Below are 550 nucleotides of genomic sequence, written 5' to 3'. Positions count from 1 at the left end.
CTCCGCATAATCCCGATGGTGGAAGGCAGGCGCCCCGCCGGAAGCGGAGCGCCCATGGCCGTTCATCGCGACCAGATGAGCTTGTGCTCGCCCTTGTCGCCCTGGACGAGGGAGGCATAGACCGGCGCGTTGAAGGACGGATCGTCGAGCTTGAGCGAGAGATACTCGGCGCCGGTCTCGCGCGCGGTCCTGCTCCAGCCGGCGCCGAACTCGACACCGTTGGCGGTGACGCGGTAGTCGGGCGCTTTGTCGCTGTCGCGGTTGCAGGGCTTGATGGTGGCCTTGACGTTGAGGGTGAGGGTCTTGATGGTCCCGGCGTAAGCGCCGTTCTCGTCGCGGGTGAAGGTGCCGATCTGAGCCATTGTCGTATCTCCTGAGTTGTCCGAAGCCGCCCGATGCGGCCTCGATGGCGGTCGAGAGGCGACGGACCGGCCGACTGCATCCAAAGGACCGCAGCGTCAGCGGAGGACGGCGGCAGCCGAGCTTGTTGCCGCGCGAGGAATGCGGCGCAGCCGCAGGGGAAGAAGGTCGGCGGAGCCGTTGCAGGCCA

1 protein-coding gene is annotated in these 550 nt (G+C 67.3%); it reads right to left on the bottom strand.

Annotated elements, in window-relative coordinates; all coding sequences use genetic code 11:
• Positions 1-62 precede the first annotated feature (62 nt).
• On the bottom strand, positions 63-362 hold the full coding sequence (locus SO140_RS46430) for a DUF736 domain-containing protein (protein ID WP_498544271.1): 300 nt from the start codon (positions 360-362) through the stop codon (positions 63-65).
• Positions 363-550 lie beyond the last annotated feature (188 nt).

The sequence above is a fragment of the Bradyrhizobium sp. UFLA05-108 genome (assembly GCF_059803455.1).
This window is presented reverse-complemented; position numbering and strand designations above follow the sequence as displayed.

Bases quoted from the DNA above. Each gene is read 5' to 3' on its own strand.
- SO140_RS46430 (WP_498544271.1), bottom strand. From the start codon at position 362: ATGGCTCAGATCGGCACCTTCACCCGCGACGAGAACGGCGCTTACGCC.